The organism is Thermobifida cellulosilytica TB100, from assembly GCF_001517975.1.
Classification (GTDB): Bacteria; Actinomycetota; Actinomycetes; order Streptosporangiales; family Streptosporangiaceae; genus Thermobifida; species Thermobifida cellulosilytica.
Map to the genome: position 1 here is coordinate 818,649 of NZ_KQ950180.1, position 18,442 is coordinate 837,090.

General features: G+C 70.3%; 14 protein-coding genes. 6 read left to right on the top strand and 8 right to left on the bottom strand.

What is annotated here, in order from left to right; translation table 11 throughout:
• Positions 1-34: 34 nt before the first annotated feature.
• From fxsT to AC529_RS03530, 4 genes are read right to left on the bottom strand one after another with little or no spacing between them, the layout of a single operon-like run.
• Positions 35-4,468, bottom strand: a complete 4,434-nt coding sequence (gene fxsT, locus AC529_RS03515; protein ID WP_068753449.1) for an FxSxx-COOH system tetratricopeptide repeat protein — start codon at positions 4,466-4,468, stop codon at positions 35-37.
• Positions 4,465-5,625: an AAA family ATPase gene (locus AC529_RS03520; RefSeq protein WP_068753450.1), complete on the bottom strand. Its 1,161-nt coding sequence runs from the start codon at positions 5,623-5,625 to the stop codon at positions 4,465-4,467. The genes fxsT and AC529_RS03520 overlap by 4 nt, the downstream gene beginning before the upstream one ends.
• Before the next feature lie 30 nt (positions 5,626-5,655).
• The gene (locus AC529_RS03525) at positions 5,656-7,158 is read right to left on the bottom strand and encodes a VMAP-C domain-containing protein (protein ID WP_068754477.1); all 1,503 of its coding nucleotides are present in this window, start codon (positions 7,156-7,158) and stop codon (positions 5,656-5,658) included.
• The gene (locus tag AC529_RS03530; RefSeq protein ID WP_332307036.1) at positions 7,155-8,141 is read right to left on the bottom strand and encodes a trypsin-like serine peptidase; all 987 of its coding nucleotides are present in this window, start codon (positions 8,139-8,141) and stop codon (positions 7,155-7,157) included. Before AC529_RS03530 ends, AC529_RS03525 begins: the two co-directional genes overlap by 4 nt.
• A gap of 267 nt (positions 8,142-8,408) precedes the next feature.
• On the opposite strand from AC529_RS03530, the gene AC529_RS03535 reads away from it, so the two are divergent.
• Entirely contained in the window at positions 8,409-9,506 is a 1,098-nt protein-coding gene (locus AC529_RS03535) for a CaiB/BaiF CoA transferase family protein (protein ID WP_068753452.1), read from the top strand.
• A gap of 30 nt (positions 9,507-9,536) precedes the next feature.
• Here the strand turns inward: AC529_RS03535 and AC529_RS03540 are convergent, their stop codons facing one another.
• Positions 9,537-10,457: a TatD family hydrolase gene (locus AC529_RS03540; RefSeq protein WP_068753453.1), complete on the bottom strand. Its 921-nt coding sequence runs from the start codon at positions 10,455-10,457 to the stop codon at positions 9,537-9,539.
• Between the two features lie 107 nt (positions 10,458-10,564).
• Here AC529_RS03540 and AC529_RS03545 point away from each other — a divergent pair, with 107 nt between their 5' ends.
• From AC529_RS03545 to AC529_RS03555, 3 genes are all read left to right on the top strand, one after another.
• The gene (locus tag AC529_RS03545) at positions 10,565-11,644 is read left to right on the top strand and encodes an AAA family ATPase (RefSeq protein ID WP_068753454.1); all 1,080 of its coding nucleotides are present in this window, start codon (positions 10,565-10,567) and stop codon (positions 11,642-11,644) included.
• Between the two features lie 293 nt (positions 11,645-11,937).
• Entirely contained in the window at positions 11,938-13,272 is a 1,335-nt protein-coding gene (locus AC529_RS03550) for an AAA family ATPase (RefSeq protein WP_068753455.1), read from the top strand.
• 1 nt (position 13,273) lies between these two features.
• Positions 13,274-13,996 carry an HNH endonuclease gene (locus tag AC529_RS03555; RefSeq protein ID WP_232306553.1) on the top strand — a complete coding sequence of 241 codons (723 nt, stop codon included), beginning with the start codon at positions 13,274-13,276 and terminating at the stop codon, positions 13,994-13,996.
• 32 nt (positions 13,997-14,028) lie between these two features.
• Here AC529_RS03555 and AC529_RS03560 read toward each other — a convergent pair whose 3' ends face one another.
• A complete protein-coding gene (locus tag AC529_RS03560; protein WP_068753457.1) occupies positions 14,029-14,220 on the bottom strand; it encodes a DUF397 domain-containing protein in 192 nt (63 codons plus the stop codon).
• A 25-nt stretch (positions 14,221-14,245) separates the two neighbouring features.
• Positions 14,246-15,091, bottom strand: coding sequence for a helix-turn-helix domain-containing protein (locus AC529_RS03565; RefSeq protein WP_068753458.1), 846 nt, complete (start codon positions 15,089-15,091; stop codon positions 14,246-14,248).
• A gap of 177 nt (positions 15,092-15,268) precedes the next feature.
• On the opposite strand from AC529_RS03565, the gene AC529_RS03570 reads away from it, so the two are divergent.
• On the top strand, positions 15,269-15,778 hold the full coding sequence (locus AC529_RS03570) for an ATP-binding protein (protein WP_068753459.1): 510 nt from the start codon (positions 15,269-15,271) through the stop codon (positions 15,776-15,778).
• A 73-nt stretch (positions 15,779-15,851) separates the two neighbouring features.
• Positions 15,852-16,274 (top strand): hypothetical protein, encoded by a 423-nt coding sequence (locus AC529_RS03575; RefSeq protein ID WP_068753460.1) that lies wholly within the window; start codon positions 15,852-15,854, stop codon positions 16,272-16,274.
• Between the two features lie 248 nt (positions 16,275-16,522).
• Here AC529_RS03575 and metG read toward each other — a convergent pair whose 3' ends face one another.
• Positions 16,523-18,340, bottom strand: coding sequence for a methionine--tRNA ligase (metG, locus tag AC529_RS03580; protein ID WP_068753461.1), 1,818 nt, complete (start codon positions 18,338-18,340; stop codon positions 16,523-16,525).
• Positions 18,341-18,442 lie beyond the last annotated feature (102 nt).

An 18,442-nucleotide genomic window follows, 5' to 3' on the forward strand; every position in this document is an offset into this window, starting at 1 on the left:
GCGGCAGCGATTCCGTGCTCCCGTCCCGCGCCCGTCACGGCATGCTGAGGTAGATATCGGCGTTCCCCCGCTGTCTGCGGCGCATCGACGCCGTCGCGGGGTGCTGATCCCCCATGACCTCGGCGTACAGCCGCTCGACCGTGGCGAGCTCCGCGGCGACGTCCTCGCCCGCGGCCTGGCGGCCGAGGGCGAGGTTGCGCCGGGCCAGCAGGGTGAGCGGGTGTCTCTCGGAGAGCACGCTGCGGCAGCGCTCCAGGTTCTCCGTGTCGCGCCGCAGCGCCTCTGCGGTGTCGCCGAGGGCGAAGTGGTCGCTCGCCAGGTTGAGTCGGCAGGAGAGGGTGCTGGTGTGGTCCTCGCCGAGCCGCTCGGCGAGGACCCGCAGCGCCCGTTCGTCGACCTCGCGGGCCTCGGCCGCCCGTCCCAACTGGCGCAGGACCGCTGCCCGGTTGACCTCGGCCGCGGCGACGTGGGGGTGGTCCTCTCCGAAGAGTTCGACGTAGTGGCGGCTCGCCTGCTCCGCGAGGTCCAGGGCCTCGTTGTGGCGGTTGGCGGACCGCAGGGTCGTGGCGTGGTTGGCCGCCGCGACCACCGTGATGGGGCTGTCCTCGCCGAAGCGGTCGCTGGCCTCCCGGTAGACGGTCTCGGAGATCTCGACCGCCCTGGCCAGGTTCCCGGTCCGGCGCAGCACGGCCGCGAGCGTGGCCATGTTGCTCAGCGTGCCCCAGTGGTCGACGCCAAAGAGCTCCCGAATCCGCTCGGTGTTCTCCTCCTGGTAGCGCAGTGCCCTGAAGTAGTCGCCGCTTTCCATCAGCGCCTCGGCGTAGCCGTTGACGGCCGCGAGCGTGGGGGGGTTGTTGGGCCCCAGCATCATCTCGTTGGTCTGGTAGACCTCCCAGAACAGTTCAGCGGCCTTGCGGTGGTCCCCGGCCAGGAGCAGGGCGTAGGCGTAGCTGTGGGAGGCACGGGTGGTGTCGGGGTCGTCCGGTCCCAGCAGTCGCCGGTAGCGGTTGCGGATGTCCCGGGCGAGCTCCCGGGACTCGGCGAACCGCCCCGCGTCCTGCAGGCTGCGCACGAACTCGATGCTGGCCCGCAGCGTCTCCTCCGAGTCCGGTCCGTACTGCTCGGTGAGGACGCGCACCACCCGCTCGCACAGCTCGTAGGCCCGCTGCCGCTCTCCCTGGTCGCGCAGGGTGCGCACCAGGTAGAGCTCGGCGCGCAGGGTCTCTGCGGCGGTGTCCCCCAGCTTCTCCCGCCACACCCGGAGCGCCTCCTCCGCGAGCCGCTGGCTGTCGGCGTGCTCCCCGTTCAGGTCGGCGACGTAGATCTCCTGGAGGACGAGCTCGCGCACCCAGGGGTCGGTGCAGTTCCAGGCCTCGGTGGCCCACACGTGGGGGAAGAGCTGGGCGTAGCGCCTGCGCGCCTCCTGCGAGGAGATGTCGCGCGGGTCGTTCTTGGCCAGCAGCAGGTGGGCGCAGTGCCGCAACTGCTCCCGCTCCCGGTCGTCCAGCGGGAAGTGGACGGCCAGTTGGACCAGCCGGTGCAACTGGACGGTACGCGTCCGGTGGTTGAGCAGCGCCAGTCCGTAGCGGCTGACGTCGCTGAAGGCACGGTTCAGCTTGGTGGGGTCCCGCAGCGCGGTCTCCAGCTCCGGGGGCGCCGCCACGTCCTGGACCTGCCGGAACAGGAAGCGGGGGATGGGCGCGGTGGAGTAGAACGCGCAGACCTGGAGCAGTTGCAGCGCCGCGGGATTGGTCACGGCGAGCCGGTCCAGGGAGACGTTCAGCGCGGTGATCACCGTGTCCGGGTAGTCGGGGTCGGCGGGCGCGAACATGGGGAGCAGCTCGGCCCGCTTGGTCCGGTAGGACGCCAGGTACTCGAAGATGGAGGTGGCGCTGTCGTTCATCCACGCCGCGGCCTGCCGCAGCGCGATCGGCATGTGGCCGAGCTCCTCAGCGAGCTCCGCGGCCTCCTGCTCGGTGAAGTCCTCCAGTCCGCACCGGCGCAGCAGCGCGACGCTCTCGCGCAGGCTGAACACGTCGACGGTGATCCCGTTGTAGTAGCCGCCCTCCGGCCAGGAGAGGTTGCGCGTGGTGATGATGATGTGCCCGTTTCCGGCGACCGGCAGGTAGCGCATGATGTCGTCGGGCCGTTGCACGTCGTCGAAGACGAGCAGCCACCGGCTCCTGGGCCTCCCCTGGCGCAGCGCCTCGCGCACGAAGTGGACCATGCTGGTGATCGAGGTGTCGCCGCGGAGCACCCCCAGCTCCTGGGCGAGCAGCAGGTACGCCTCGTGGATCTGGTGCACCTGCCCGGCCCGCACCCACCAGATGAGGTCGTACTCGTCCCGGAAGCGGTACAGGTACTCCGTCGCCAGTTGCGTCTTGCCGATGCCGGGCATGCCCTTGAGCACGGTGGGGGTCATCCGCCCCTGCTCGGTGGCCGAACGCAGTTGGTCCCGCAGCCGGAGGATGAGGTCGTCGCGTCCGGTGAACAGCGCGTTGCGCGGGGGGATGTCCCCGCCCCAGGCGGCGGAGTACGAAACGCCCGGCTCCGGACCGGCCTGCGCCGCTGCGGAGCCACCCGCGAGGTTGTCGGACATCGAAACGGGCCTCTGGGACATCATGCTGCTCTCACCTGTGAATATCGGAGGCGTGTCGGTCGGGTGCGGTGTACGGACGGCAGAGTCGGAGTCCTGTACGGCGTGCCGCCCGCCCCGGACCGGGGCGGGCAGAAGGGCGGAGGGGGTGTCCTGTCGGGCCAGCGTCTGCTCCTTGATCCGGCGCACCAGGCCGTAGTGGAGGTCGGCCACCCCGATGCTCTCCAGGGCCGGAAGGGTGTCCTCGGCGAGCCGCAGGGAGGTCTCGTCGAGTTCCGGCTCCGGGACCGCGCCGTGGTCGTCGAGGAGTCTGCGCAGCACGGAGAACCAGGGGTCCTGGTCCTCGAACTCGGCGGCGACCGCCGCCAGGGTGCGCCGGATCCGGGAGCGCCGTCCGCCCTGGGACAGCAGCGCCTCACGGACGCCCCTGCGGTACTCCCACCGGATCCGCCTGGCCGGAGTGACCACGGCGGAGTCGACCTCGCGCATCAGCCCGCTGAAGAGCACCTCGACGAGCTCGGGGATCTTCGGGCTGCCCGCGAGCAGGCGGCAGACCGCGTCGACGGCGGGCTGGGTCAGCGGCACCGCCGCCAGGTCCACCGCCAACTGGAACGCCGTGTCGGAGGAGGTACGCCGGAAGCGCCGCACCATGGCGTCGGGGGTCTCGGGAGCGGTGCGCTGCGGCGCGACCGCATTCGCCGCCGGATCGCCGGGAACCACGCGCAGCGCCCCGGCGTTGAGGACCCGCCGGTCCCGGCCGACGACGAACTCCGCCCAGGCGCGGACCGCGTCGGGCCGCGGCGGCAGCACGGGGAGCACGACAGAGGCCGCCGCCCGTTGGACCTCCTCGTCGGGCAGGGGGATCTCCTCCGGCCACTGGAACGGGCGCGCGGTGTAGCGGAGGTTGGCCGGAGCGCGCCCGGCGGCCGCGGCGACGGCGATCTCCATCGCCTCGGGACGGATCCCGGTCCGGCGCCACTGGCGGGGGTCGAGGAGGTGGAGGACGGCGACGGGGAACTGCCGGGCCAGGTCTGCCAGCCAGCTCTGCACGCGTCCCGTTTCCCACGCCTCGCCGATGCCGTCGCTGAGCACCACCGCCACGTGGATTCCGTCCCTGCCCCAGGTGCCGAGGGGGTCCGTGCCGGTGTCCCGGAGGCGGACGTCCGCCCCGGAGTGGAAGCGGCGCACCCGCACCGAGCGGAACACCCCCGAGGAGCGCAGCAGCCCGACGAGGTCCCTGGCCTTCCGCTGCTGGAAGAGCATGGAGACGCTCTCGTCGACGAGAGCGGTCACGTGCACCGCGGGACGGAGCAGCGGGGCCGTTCTGGGGGTGATCACGGTCTGGCGCCGCCCCCGCACCGGGACCGGAGCGGCCAGCAGGCTGCGGGCGTAGTCGCGTGCCGTCTCCTCCAGGTCGCACCGCTGCTCCCGTGGGTCGGGGAGCCGCAGGTGGAACGGGGCCAGCGCCCGGAGCAGCCGCTGGCGGTCGGGCAGCGCCGGGAACGCCTCTTCCTCCGGAGCACTGTCGGCGTCCGTCTCGGCCGCCGCTGCCTCCCCCTCCTGGGGCGGCAGCCGGGAGTGCGTCCGGAGCCCGGCGGTGTCCTCCAGCGCCCCCGGGGGAGCCTCCTCCAGCGCCGGGAGGGGCGGCGGCGTGGCGGGTTCCGCGTGGGCGGGCCGCGGTGACCGCTTCTCCCCGTCCGTGGCCGTTTCGGGCCGCGGCCGACTGTCACCGGGCGGAGCAGCCGGTTCCTGCCGTTCGCGGTACGCCTGCCATGCCGCGAGGTAGATCGCGTCGGCCAGTTCCCACCCGGTCAGGGACAGGGGTGCGTCACGGCTCCCCGGCCCCGGAGTGCGGCCGTGGTAGGCGTTCATCCGAGGGGTTCCGCGAGTCGGTGCCACAGCATCGCGGAGAGTTCCTGGAGGAACTCGGGGCCGGGCTCGGCCGCCCCGGGCTCGATGACCGTGGCCATGTGGACGGCGTTGAGCAACTGGTCGATGGCCAGCGGGGAGCCCTCCGCGCTGCGGCGGACGAAGTCGGCGATGACGGAGTGCGCGGCGCCGGGCAGGCTTCCGGAGAAGTGGGCCGCCACGATCCCGGCAAGCTCCTCGGACGAGGGCAGGGCGAGTCGCAGCGGGATGCACCTGCGCAGGAACTCGGGCGGGAAGGGCCGCTCGTCGTTGGCGGTGATGACCACGATCGGGAACTCCGCGCAGCGGACCTCGCCGTCCGCGACCACAGTGGTACGGCCCGGGTCGTCGGTCGGGACGGTGATCCGGGGCGCGGCGGAGCGCAGCCGGTACAGCTCGGGAATGGTGTAGCGGCCGTGCTCCAGCAGGGCGAGCAGGTCTCCGACGAGGTCGTGGTCGGCCTTGTCGAGTTCGTCGACGAGCAGGACTCGAGGCAGCCGGTGGGGCAGGAACGCGGTTCCGAGCGGACCGATACGCAGGTAGTTCCCGATCCGCTGGGCGCTGCTGCGCAGCGCGGCCTCCCCGGGATCGGAGGAGCCGTCAGGGCTCGGGGGTCGCTGGAGGTTCTCCAGGTTCAGGTCGTGGATCTGGGACAGCGGGTCGTAGTCGTAGAGGCCGGAGCGGAGCGTGCTGCGGCTGCTGACGGTCCAGCGGAGCACCCGTCCCAGGTTGAGCTCCCGGGCGATCTGGTCGGCCAGGACGGACTTGCCCACTCCTGGGGGGCCGGTGACCAGCAGGGGGCGGCGCAGGTAGAGTGCCGCGTTGATCTTGGACAGCCGTTCCTGCCTGCTCTGGGTGAGCGGGCTCCACCGCGCGCAGAACTCCGGAGCGGCTCCCAGTACTCTTCCCGCCTCGTCGTCATCGTAGGGAGGAGCGTCCGGAAGGTCGTCCGGGAAGCCGCCGCGGTGGCTGCGCCACGGCGGCGGGGGCGGCAGGACCGCCGCGAGGTCGAGGTGGGGCCGCGGTTTGCCGGTTCCGTGGAAGATCCACCAGCGTGGCGCTTCCGTCTCTTCTCCTGAGGGGGAGAGAGTTCCAGAAGGGGGGATTTGCGACGCGGCCATTTGTTGTGCCCCTTGTCCTGGTCTCCAGGTCTACCTGATGTTGCCGCCGGAGAGTCTCTGTCCCTGCTCCCGAGGTTGCCGCTGGTAGTCGTGGTAGATGACCGACAGGTCGTAACTCTGCCTGGACCTGAGCTTCCTCTCCGGCGTACTTCTGTCCACCCGCGAGAGATAGAGGTTCCTGGTAAGGCTCTTGATACCCTCCTCCAGCGCGTTCATCTCTCGGTCTTCGGTCAGACTATCCTCCTCACCTCGGAGGATGGACCAGAAATGGGCCTTGGGATCGCCGTTTTGCTCCGACCGGCGCCAGGCCACCACGGGAACCCCGCAGACGACGGCGGCATACACCTGCCGACGCCATTCAACACCGGGAAGGGCATAGGCCACAAAAGCTGCGATCGCCTCGTTTCCGAGGTAGTCGGCGGCGTTCTCCCAGCCCTCTTCGAGCACCTCGGACGAGGTCCCCACGCGCCCCTTCCCCTCGTGCAGCTTCTGCCAGCGGCGCAGGCATGCCCGCTGTGCCCTGGGATCGCGCGCGAATTCCTCGCTCCTGATGAGGATCTCGTACTGGGATCCCAGACGCGCAGCCGGGGCGTCCCGGTGCAGTTCAAGCGGCCAATTCTGGACAACAAACCTGAAAAGTAGCGAAAACGGAAATATGAATTCCAGTCGAATCTTTTCATGATTGTCGGCCTGCTGCCCCTCCGCCCAGGCGATCAGCTCGGACACCCTACGGGGCAGCTCCTCCGCGGCGACCTCGGTCAGCGCCTCGGCCTCGCAGACGTCCATCCAGTCGTCCTCGGGGTGCGTGGCCAGCCGGTAGGCGACCCACAGCCGCTCCACGTTGCCCAGGTCGTGCTCCACCTTGATGATGAGCCGCGGCGGGAGGCGCAGCGGAGGCTGCGGTTCCCGCACCTCGGTACGCCGCACCTCTGCTCCGGGGCGCCCCTGCCCGGCGTTCCACTCCGCCACCGCCCGGGCGACCTCCTCCCGGCCCGGCTGAGCGGCGAGGAGGTGCAGGAAGCGCTCCCCCGGCTCCTCCCCCGAGGGTCCCAACGGGATCTCCTTGAGGTCGAGGAACGCCTCCCAGGCAGTACGGGGGACCGGCACCGCGATCTCCTCCGCCGACCGGTGCTCCACAGCGCGGTAGGCCCGGTCCACCCGCTCGTCGTAGGCCACGTCGCGCAGCGTCCTGCGCAGCCGCTCCCACACGGCCCGGTCGCGGCCCGAGCCGCTGATCTCCCACTCCTCCTGCACCAGCAGACCCTCGGCCAGTTCGCACACCTGCACCACGGGCCTGGAGTCGTCCTCCAGCCAGCGCAGCCAGCGCAGCATCACCCCTAGCTGCCCCTGCCTGCAGCACTGGACCACCAGGGAGAACGCGAACCCCTGCGGGTCCATCGACAGCCTGAGCTTGGACCGCACCCCCGTCGGGAGGCAGTGCCAGAACTGCTGGCGGGCGTCCTCCTCGTACACGGACCTGACCTGCCACAGCGCGCTCGCCACCTCGTGGTGGGCGCGCCTGACCTCCGTCACTGCCCCCACAGCACTTCGGCCGCCTCCCGTACCCGGCGCATCGACAGGCTCCCCTCCTCGAGCATCTCGAGCGTCTCGAGCACCTCCTCCAACTGCTCGTGTTCCAGGGCGAGCCTGACCAGGCGGTCCGCGAAGAACAGCGGCGCCGCATCGGCGTTCAGCCGCTGCCGGAACCTGGCGTCGAGCAGGGCGTAGAACGCTCTGCGGGCCTCCGGCTCGGCGATCGTGGACGTGCGGGCCACCGCGACGGCGAGGCCGTGCACCGCGCGAGGACCGGGATCGCGCCGGGAGGCACCGGACAGCGGCGCGGCCCGGCGGCCCCACACGTCGGGGACGGCCTCGACCGGGATCATCCAGCCGCGCACCCCCAGGCCCGTCTCGTCGTGGTCGGCCTGGCAGACAATGCCGATCAGCGCCCCGCCGGGGTCCTCCCGGACGCCGCTGCCGCTGAAGCCGTAGACCACCCGCGCCGCGGTCGAGGACTCGAGGTCGAGCTGCACGTACTCGAAGCGGCGCCCACCGCCCTGGCCGACCAGGGTCGCCCGGGACCACACCCCGGCCGGAGCCGTGTCGTGGGTGAAGCCCACCATGCTCACCGTCCGCCCCGGCCGGTCGACCGGACCGCAGCGCCGGATCTCGGGCGGCGCGGCCGGTGCGGGGCGGTCGAGCAGGAGGACTGCCGCGTCCCACGGGGAGCGGTCGACGAACCAGCCGTCCTCGAGGACGGTCGCCCGGGCCTGCCAGGTGCCGCCGCCGCGGGGCGCGTCCAGCAGGACCGGCTCCTCCGGGCGCGGCGTGGCCTCCTCCTCCCAGAAGACCCCCAGGGCGGCACAGACCACGTGGGCGCATGTGAGCAGATGCCGCGGAGAGACGAGGACTCCGGCTCCCGCTGTGCCCCCGTCGAGCGTGCGGACTCGCAACTGCCAGTCGGGGGAAAGCGGCGCAGCGGGGGGAACAGGCACAGCGGCTGTCTCTTTCTGCACGAACGCGGGTTGCCAGAAGAAATCGACCGTAGGACTCCCGTTTCCCGGAAACGGATCCCCTCCAACGGAAATTCTGCTTTTTCGGCAATGCTACCCACACCAGTTATTCACGGACAGATCTCTTCGAGAGCAGCCCCGGAAAGGCCCGCGACCTCTCGGAACGCACCGGGCACTTCCCGGTCCTGCGCGACAGCGCCCGATCCGGGAAGAGCACAATGGGACCGCGCCCCTGTCGCCTGGTCTGTCGTCTCACCTCGGAGGCTGCTCATGGGACCCCTCAACGGAATCCGCGTCGTGGAGTTCGCCGGAATCGGCCCGGGGCCGATGGCCGCCATGCTCCTGGCCGACCTGGGGGCCAGCGTGATCCGGGTGGACCGGCCCGGCTCCCCCACGCTCGCCCCGGGGGCGAAGTGGCCCCAGATGAGCGCGGGCCGCCCGGTGCTGGAGGCGGACCTGAAGTCGCCGGAGGACCTCGCCCGGGTGCGCGCCGTGGTCGACGCCGCGGACGTCCTGCTGGAGGGGTTCCGGCCCGGGGTGATGGAACGGCTCGGCCTGGGCCCCGAGGAGTGCCTGGCGGCCAACCCGGGACTGGTGTACGCGCGGATGACCGGGTGGGGGCAGGACGGCCCGCTGGCGCTGCGCGCCGGGCACGACATGAACTACATCTCGCTGACCGGGGCGCTGCACAGCGTGGGCCGCCGGGGGCAGGCGCCCGTGCCGCCGGTCAACCTGGTCGGCGACTTCGGCGGCGGGACCATGTTCGTGGTCACCGGCATCCTCGCCGCCCTGCTGGAGCGCGGCCGTTCGGGGCGCGGCCAGGTGGTGGACGCGGCCATGGTGGACGGCAGCGCCCTGCTGATGTCGATGATGTACGAGGACCGCGTCCAGGGCCTGTGGAGCGACGAGCGGGGCGTCAACTACCTGGACTCGGGCGCCCCGTTCTACGACGTCTACGAGTGCGCCGACGGCCGCTACCTGGCGGTGGCCTGCCTGGAGCCGCGGTTCTACGCGCTGTTCCTGGAGCGGACCGGCCTGGACGCCGCCGAGCTGCCCGAGCAGTGGGACCGGTCGGGCTGGCCGGTGCTGCGGGAGCGGTTCGCGGCCGTGCTGCGCACGCGGACCCGCGACGAGTGGGCGGAGGTCTTCGCCGACTCCGACGCCTGCGTGTCCCCGGTGCTGAGCATGGCCGAGGCCGCCGACCACCCGCACATCCGCGCCCGGGGCACGGTGGTGCGCGACGGCGACGTCGTCTACCCGGGTCCCGCGCCGCGGTTCAGCCGCACCCCGGGCCGCAACACGCGCGCGCCGGGCGCGCCGACGCCCGGCCTGGAGGAGACCCTGAAGGAGTGGGGCGTGGACCGCTGAGCCCCGCCGGCGGCAGTGTCCCGGCGCCGGTCAGGGCAGGTCGAAGGCGCGCCGGGCGTTGGCCGCGACCGTCTCGGCCAGTTCGTCCTCGGCGACGCCCCTGACCTCGGCGAGCGCGCGCAGGGTGTGCGGGACCAGGTAGGGGGCGTTGGGGCGGCCCCGGTGCGGCCGCGGGGTGAGGAAGGGCGCGTCGGTCTCGACCAGCAGCAGCTCCGGCGGGGCGACGGCGGCGGCGTCGCGCAGGTGCTGGGCGGTGCCGAAGGTGACGTTGCCCGCGAAGCTCATGTAGTAGCCGCGGTCGGCGCAGGCCTTGGCCAGCTCGGCGCCGCCGGAGAAGCAGTGGAACACCACCCGCTCGGGGGCGCCCTCCTCGTCGAGGACGCGCAGCACGTCGTCGTGGGCGTCGCGGTCGTGGATCATCAGCGCCTTGCCGTGCCGCTTGGCGATGGCGATGTGCGCGCGGAACGACCGCTCCTGGACGGCCCACCGCTCGGCGGTGGTGCGGTAGTGGTCGAGCCCGGTCTCGCCGACGGCGCGCACCCGCTCGTGGGCGGCGAGCGCGTCGATCTCGGCGAGCGCCTCGTCCAGGGCGGCCTCCCCTCCGGCGGGACGCTCCGGGTCCCACTGGGTGGCCTCCTCGGCGGTGACGCCGTAGACGATGCGCGGGGCCTCGTTGGGGTGCAGCGCCACGGCCGCCCACACCGTGTCGTGCTCGGTGGCCGCCCGGACCGCCCAGCGCGACCCGGCCAGGTCGCAGCCGACCTGGATCAGCGGGGTCACCCCGACCGAGGCGGCCTTGGCCACGATCGCCGCGACGTCGCCGCCCTGCATGTCCATGTGGGTGTGGCAGTCGGGCACCGCCACCCGCAGCGGTTCGGGCAGCGGCGGCGGCTCGGTGCGGGCCCGGTCCCGGTTCTCCCGCTGGCGCTTGCTCTTGCTCACGGAAGGCAAGTCTAGGGGAGCGCGGACCGCCCGGTTCGCGGCATGGACAGCGGGACCGGTGCGGGACGCGCCTATCCTGGCGGGGTACCCCTCTTTCTCCGTACTCGGAGCGTTTCTTGTACGTCGCAGAGTTGACGGTCTCCGGAATCCGCGGATTCCGCGGCGCGCGCGGCGCCGATCTGGGCCTCACCCGGCCCGACGGCACCCACGCGGGCTGGACCGTGCTCGCGGGGCCCAACGGCGCGGGCAAGAGCACGCTGCTGCGCGCGCTGGCGCTGGCGCTGGTGGGGCCGTCGGTGAGCCGCAACCTGATGACGGACTTCCGGGGCTGGCTGTCCCGGGGGGAGACGGACGGCCGGGTGCGCGTGCGGGTCCACCCGGACCCGAAGTGGGACCGCACGCCCCGGGGGCGCGACGTGCTGCGGGAGCCGTTCGAGGCGGAGCTGTACTGGAGCGACTTCGGCGGGGGCCGGCCGCAGTTCCTCATCGAGCCGGACCGCACGGTGCTGTTGGAGAACGGCCCGTGGACGGAGGAGCCCAAGGGCTGGTTCGTGGTCGGCTACGGTCCGTTCCGCCGCCTGGTCGGGGCGCGGTCCACGGGGCGGCCGGTGCCGGTGCCGGGCGCGGTGTCCCGGCTGGCCAACCTGTTCGGCGAGGACACGTCCCTCTCCGAGGCGCTGCGCTGGCTGACCGGTGTCCACCTGGGCTGGCGGGAGGGCTCCGCCAGGCTGCCGCGGTTCGTGCTGTCGCTGCTCGACGACGGGCTGCTGCCCGGCGGGTTCCGGGTGGTGCGGCTGGACGACGACGGCCTGTGGGTGGCCCACGGCGGCGAGGAGTTCCTGCTCGCGGAGCTGAGCGACGGTCACCGGATGGTCGTGGCGCTGGTGGTGGACCTGGTGCGGCACGCCTTCGAGGTGTTCGGCACCGCGGCGCTCGGCGAGCACGCGGGCGCCCCGGCCGTGGTCTGCCCCGGCGTGGTCCTGATCGACGAGGTCGAGGCGCACCTGCACGCGGGCTGGCAGCAGACCATCGGCGACTGGCTGACGCGGCACTTCCCCCGCATCCAGTTCGTGGTGACCACGCACAGCCCCTACATCTGCCGGAGCGCCGACCCCGGGGGCCTGGTCCTCCTGCCCGCCGCGGGCCGGGAGGAGGCGCCCTACGTGGTCTCCGAGTCCCAGGAGCTCGCCTCCTGACCCGGCGATCATGGCCCCAGGGCCATGACGGGCGGCCTCTATGGTCCCAGCACCATGATCGTCGGGAGCGCGTCGGGCTTCTGCCCTACCGGCAGCCGCTACGGACTGCAGTACTGCAGTAGAGTGTGCCTCGTAAGCCCCGGCGTAGCCTCCGCTCGTCAAGCTCCGGGGCACAGCCTTTCCGGCCTGCTCCACAGCGCACCTGTCTTCTGTTGAGGCGAGCATGCAGCAGGATGACCCGGTAAGGATCTCGGGCTTGCACTTGTCTTGGCCGTCCACGCTCGGAGCGTTCCTTGTACGTCGCGAAACTGGCGATCTCTGACATCCGCGGGTTCCATGGCACACGCGGTGTCGACCTGCGATTCACTCGCCCCGGTGGTGAACACGCAGGATGGACCGTGCTCGCCGGACGCAACGGCTCCGGAAAGACCACGCTGCTACGGTCCCTGGCTCTGGCACTGGTCGGCCACCTGACCGGACGCCGCCTAGTCCCCGACTTCCAGGGGTGGCTGTCCTCCGGCAGTTCGCGGGGGCAGATCAACGCCTTGGTCCATCCCGACCCGGAATGGGACCTCCTGAACAACGGCTCTCCCCTCCGAGAGCCGTTCAACACTGTGCTGACGTGGGAGAACCTCGGCGACGATCGTCCCGGGAACAGCGCCCGGTCAACGCTCATCGTCGACGTTCCGTCAGACCTTCCCCTTCACCGCGGTCCTTGGTCGGATAATCCTCGGGGCTGGTTCGTCGCAGGATACGGGCCTTTCCGACGCTTGGGCCGAGGGTCGTCAGAGGCTCAGCGGTTGATGCTCGCCACGGGGCCGGTCTCCAGGCTCGCCACTCTCTTCAACGAGGACGCATCCCTGACAGAAAGTGTCCAGTGGCTGATCAGCCTGCATCTGAGGCGTCTGGAGGAGCGGGAGGGAGCCGCAGAACTCCTGGAGTTCGTATTCTCCCTGCTCAACGACGGCTTGCTGCCCGACGGGTTCCGGGTGCTGCGGGTGGACAGCGAAGGTCTGTGGGTGGTCCGTGACGGCGGGGAGATCCCGTTGCGGGAGATGAGCGACGGCTACCGCACGGTCACCGCCCTGGTACTGGATCTGGTTCGCCACGCCTTCGACGCTTTCGGCACTGAGGCTCTCGGCGAGCGGGACTCCGTTCCGACCGTGGTCTGTCCCGGAGTGGTACTGATCGACGAGATCGACGCTCACCTGCACGTGAGCTGGCAGAAGGTGATCGGTGACTGGCTGAAGCGGCACTTCCCCCGCATCCAGTTCATCGTGACCTCGCACAGCCCCTACATCTGCCAAAGCGCCGATCCGGGAGGCTTGATCAGGTTGCCCGGCGTGGACGAGGACGAGGCTCCCCGTGTGGTCTCCGAGGAGCTGTACGAGCGGGTGGTGTACGGCAGCGGTGACGATGCACTGCTTACCGAGCTGTTCGGAATCGACTCGCCCTACTCGGAACGTGCCGAGGAGAAACGTCGGCGACTGGCACGTCTGGAGTCTGCCGTACTGCGCGGAACGGCCACTCCCGAAGAGGTGAGTGAATACGAGGACCTGCAAAGGACTCTGACCAGTTCGTTCACCGCACGGGTGGACGAGGTTGCGGGACGGATACACCGGGCTTGACGTGATTCGTATTCGCCGGGCGAAGCTGCCCGAACCGTTACGTCACCAGTTGGCCAGGAAAACTGAAGAACTCCGCGCCTCTGAAGCTGGCCCCGGGGAGGCGCGAAACGAGTGGAAGAGGGCGGAGAACGTCCGCCGGTCGGTACGAGAACTGCTCGCCACGATGGCCACCGGTATCAAGCGGTGCATGTACTGCGGCGACAACCAGGGTGATGCCATCGACCACTTCGAGCCGATCGCTCAAGCTCCACTGCGCACCTTCGACTGGCACAACCATTTCCTCGCCTGTTCCCACTGCAACAGCCACCAGAAGCGTGATCTCTTCCCCCGTGCTGCCAACGGGACCCCGCTGCTGATCGATCCAACCGCCGAAGACCCCTACGAACACTTGAGGCTGCTGCTGAGCATCGGGGAGTACGAGGCGCTGTCTGAACAGGGCGAGGCAACCATCAAGGTCTTCGGACTCAACCGCACCGTCCTCACCCGGGGCCGCGCCGTCGCGTTCATAACAATGCGGTCGTTGCTACGTGACCGACAGCGCCTCGTCCAGGAAGGCAACCCTACAGAGGCTGCCGAGATCACCGAGTCGCTACGTTTCCAGCCCTTCGCAGACGTGCTCTCGGCGATGCTGCGCTACCGCCATCTTCCCGGCGCGGCGGTTGTCCTGGGCGGTCCCGATGTGCTCGAAGCACTGGACGATCCAGAACTGGACTTCTGGTCGTAGGTTGAGAGCAGTCGGAAAACAGGGACTACCTCTCAGAGCTCGCCGTGCTTGGCAGCGGCCAGGAGCGCCGCCCACTCGGCAGCGGGAAACTCCAGGTGGCCCAGGTGCCGGTGCTGCGTGTCACGGACAGCGGAAGAACGCGGAGCAGTGGCAACCTCGACACAGTTGTTGCTGCTGGGGTTGCTGTAACTGGACTTCTTCCACCTGGCGACAGTCAGGTCCACGTCTCCCCTCCACCAGTCCAAGTCGTCAGACGAGCAACCGTTCCAGGAAGTCACGCGAGTCCTCGACAGACATGGCGCTTCCCTGAGTACGACCGAAAATCAGCCTATACCTGGCAATCTCCTCATCAGTGTCCAAGTAGTACCCATCTTTGTGGGTTTCCAGATAAACGACACTGCCAGCAGCATCAGTGCCGTCAAAGCCGAGGATGGTGAAGGGGATTCCGGCTGCTGCGTGCGCTCCTGCGGCGAACGGAAGTACCTGGATGTCGACCCGAGGCCGTTCAGAGAGTTCGATCAAGTGTCTGACCTGGGACTTCATCGTCTCGCCCCCGCCAATCTGACGGCGTACCGCGGCTTCGTCGATGACCGCCATGACCATCGGAGGATTATCGCGGTCGAGCACTGCCCTCTGCCGTTCGGCTCGTATCTCCAGACGACGTCGGATCTCTTCCTCTCCATGGATGTCTACCGAGGTGCGCATCAGGGCAGCGGTGTAGTCGCGAGTCTGGAGCAACCCGGGTACAAGGGCGATGTTGTACTCCTGGATCAGCGTGGCTTCTGTCTCAAGACCCAGGAAGGCCCCTGGAAGCACATCCTTGTACTGCGTCCACCAGGGCTTTTCCGTGCGGGAATCTCGGGCGATCTGAATGAGCTCCTGCGCCACGGCCTCGTCAGCCTTGTAGATCTGGCACAGCGCCATGATGTCTCCCGCACGGAGCCTCTGGAAATCTCCGGCTTCGAGACGTTGGAGTTTGGCCCGGCTCCATCCCAGTGCCTTCCACACCTCGTCCTGGGAGAGTCCGGCCTCACGCCGGAGCCGCTTCAACTGAATCACCAAGTGCCGTCTCCGGACTGGCATTCTCGCAGCCATCGCACCTCCCGGGCCGAGTCGTCAGCTCACCCATCTTAAAGCCGCCTCGAAACTCACATATGCGACTTTGCTACACATAGTTACAAGGCACTCAACTTTTGAGGCCGCCTCATTTAATCTGTGCATCAGATGTCCTGCTGCCGTGCTGGAACGGCCTGCTTTTCTGTGGGGTGCCTCATGACTGCTGCCCAACCGCCCTCGGCTCCGCCCGTCCCGTTGGTCCGGTGGGAGCCGCGGGTCTATCCCGGCTCGCTGGCCCTGGCGGGCCGGGTGCGTTCGCACGTGTGCCGCGATCTGGACGGGTTCCCCTCCGGGCTGGTGGACGACGTGCAGTTGTGCGCCAGCGAGCTGTTCGCCAACGCGGTGGTCCACACGGCCTCCGGCGCGCCCGGCGGCGAGGTCGTGTGCTCCCTGTCGCTTCCCGCGCCCGACCGGCTGCGCCTCGCGGTCACCGACGGCGGCCTGACCCCGCACCGGCCCCGCATCCCCGACCTGGACTGCACCGAATGGTTCACCGTCGAGCGCCACCGCGGACTGCTGCTGGTCTCCGCGCTCGCCCTGGACTGGGGGCACCGCCCGGTCGTGTCACACCCCCGGGCCAACCTGGGCCTGGTGGTCTGGGCCGACTTCGCACTCGACCCGGCGCAGGTCCCGCCCGGCCTGCCCGCGTTCGTCGCCCGCACCTGAGACCGTCCGCCGTCCGCGCCGCGGCCCGCACGCCCGGCCCCTCCCCGTACGTACGGAAAGGCACCGCACTGCCATGCCCGCGACCTTCACCCTCAGCAACCCAACCGACACCGACCGGACCCAGGACGCCCGGCTGGCGGCCCTGATCCGCCAGCTCGCCGGGGTGCGCCCCGACATCCTCGCCCCGGTCGCGCCGCCCCCGCGTCCCGCGCCCCGGCCCGCCGAGCGCCCCCTGCGCAAAGCCCGCCACTACCCGGTCGATCCGGAGACCCTCGACCGCATCGCCTACCTGCGCGCCGTGGCCTGCGGCACCCACCGGCCCGGCCAGTACTGGCCCGCCCACGCCACCCGGGACTACTACGCCCGCAAGCTCCGCACCCCGCTGCGCCGCCGCCTGTCCGACGCCGTGCGCGCCGCCGCGCCCGTGGCCTCGCCCGCGCTCGCCTTCGCCGCCGGCTGCCTGTCCGCCCTGCTGGGCACCGCGCTCCTGGGCTGAAGCACCCCGCGCGGGTGCCCGCACCGCCGACGCGCACGGAGCAGTTCGGTGAAACACCCCACACGCCCGCCGCGGCGGAGGTAGCCTGTACGCCGTGGACCCCGGCGGAGTCTCCGCTCGCACGCTCCCCGGGGGCACAGCTCCTCTCAGAGCACGCCTCAGCGTGTCGCCTGTGGTCCGGAGCATCCCCGGACAGCACCGAGGGCGGTCCCGCGCGGGACCGCCCTCGTCGCTTCTGCCGGTCGGGCCTACCCGGCCGCCTCCTCCAGGCGGGCCAGCTCCTCGTCGACCACGGACTGGTCGAGCTTGCGGAACAGCGGCGTCGGCGGCTTCAGCGGGGTGCCGGGCACGATCGGGATCGACTCCCAGCGCGCCTCGTTGTCCGCGTAGTCGCCGGTGATCACCGGGTAGGTGGACACGCCGTCCTCACCGCCGATGGAGTCGGTGACCTCCTCCAGGCGCGGCATCCCCGTCCACGTGCCCTGGCCGCCGAGCATCTCGTACACCTTGTTCGACGAGGCGGGCAGGAACGGGGTGAGCAGCGTCTTGGCGTCGCTCACCAGTTGCAGGGCGACGTGCAGGACGGTCGCCATGCGTTTCGGGTCGGTCTTCTTCAACTGCCAGGGGGCCTGGTCGGAGATGTACTTGTTGGCCTCGGCGACGGTGCGCATGGCCTCCTGGAGGGCGGCCTTGAACTGCGCCCGGTTCAGCCGCTCCCCGACGGTCGTGAACGCGGCCTTCGAGGCGTCCAGCACCGCGCGGTCGACGTCGGTGAGCTCCCCGGCCTCCGGGATGTGGCCGATGTTCTTGGCCGCCATGGAGATGGACCGGTTGACCAGGTTGCCCCAGGCCGCCACCAGCTCGTCGTTGTTGCGGCGGACGAACTCGGCCCAGGTGAAGTCGGTGTCCTGGGTCTCGGGCCCGGCCGCGACGATGTAGTAGCGCAGCGCGTCGGCGTCGTAGCGCTCCAGGAAGTCGCGCACGTAGATGACGACGCGGCGGGACGAGGAGAACTTGCGGCCCTCCATCGTCAGGAACTCGCTGGAGACCACCTCGGTGGGCAGGTTCAGCGCACCCAGCGAGCCCGGTTCGCCGCCCCGAGCGCCTTGCCCGCTGTAGCCGAGCAGCATGGCAGGCCAGATCTCGGAGTGGAAGACGATGTTGTCCTTGCCCATGAAGTAGAAGGCCTCGGCCTCGCCGTTCTGCCACCACTTCCGCCACGCCTCGGGGTCGCCGCTGCGCTTGGCCCACTCGATGGAGGCGGACAGGTAGCCGATGACCGCGTCGAACCAGACGTAGAGGCGCTTGTTGGGCTGGTCGCGCCATCCCTCCAGCGGGATCGGCACGCCCCAGTCGAGGTCGCGGGTGATCGCCCGGGGCTGGAGCTCGTCGAGCAGGTTCAGCGAGAACTTCAGCACGTTGGGGCGCCACTGGCCCTGCTTGCTCTTCAGCCAGTCGCCCAGGAGCTCGGCGAACGCGGGCAGGTCGAGCATGAAGTGCTCGGTGTCGACGAACTCCGGCGTCTCGCCGTTGATCTTCGACCTGGGGTTGATCAGGTCGATCGGGTCGAGCTGGTTGCCGCAGTTGTCGCACTGGTCGCCGCGCGCACCGTCGTAGCCGCAGATGGGGCAGGTGCCCTCGACGTAGCGGTCGGGCAGGGTGCGGCCGGTGGACGGCGAGATCGCGCCCTTGGTGGTCTTGCTGAAGATGTAGCCGTTGCGGTGCAGGCCGGTGAACAGCTCCTGCACCACCGCGTAGTGGTTGGCGGTGGTGGTCCGGGTGAACAGGTCGTAGGAGAGGCCGAGCGCAACGAGGTCCTCGGCGATGATCCGGTTGTAGCGGTCGACCAGCTCCCGGGCGCTCACGCCCTCCTGGTCGGCCAGCACCTGGATCGGTGTCCCGTGCTCGTCGGTGCCACTGACCATCAGCACGTTGTTGCCGGACATTCGCTGGAAACGAGCGAAGACGTCGGAGGGGACTCCGAACCCGGAAACATGCCCGATGTGGCGGGGGCCGTTGGCGTAGGGCCAGGCCACCGCAGTCAGAATGTGGCGTTTCGACGACATGACTCAAGCCTAGAGCCAAGCGGGCCGCGCTTCATCCGACTCCCCGCCCCGGGAGGGCGGCAGATTCCGCTCTTCCCCGGTGAAACGTCAGGAAATCGGTAC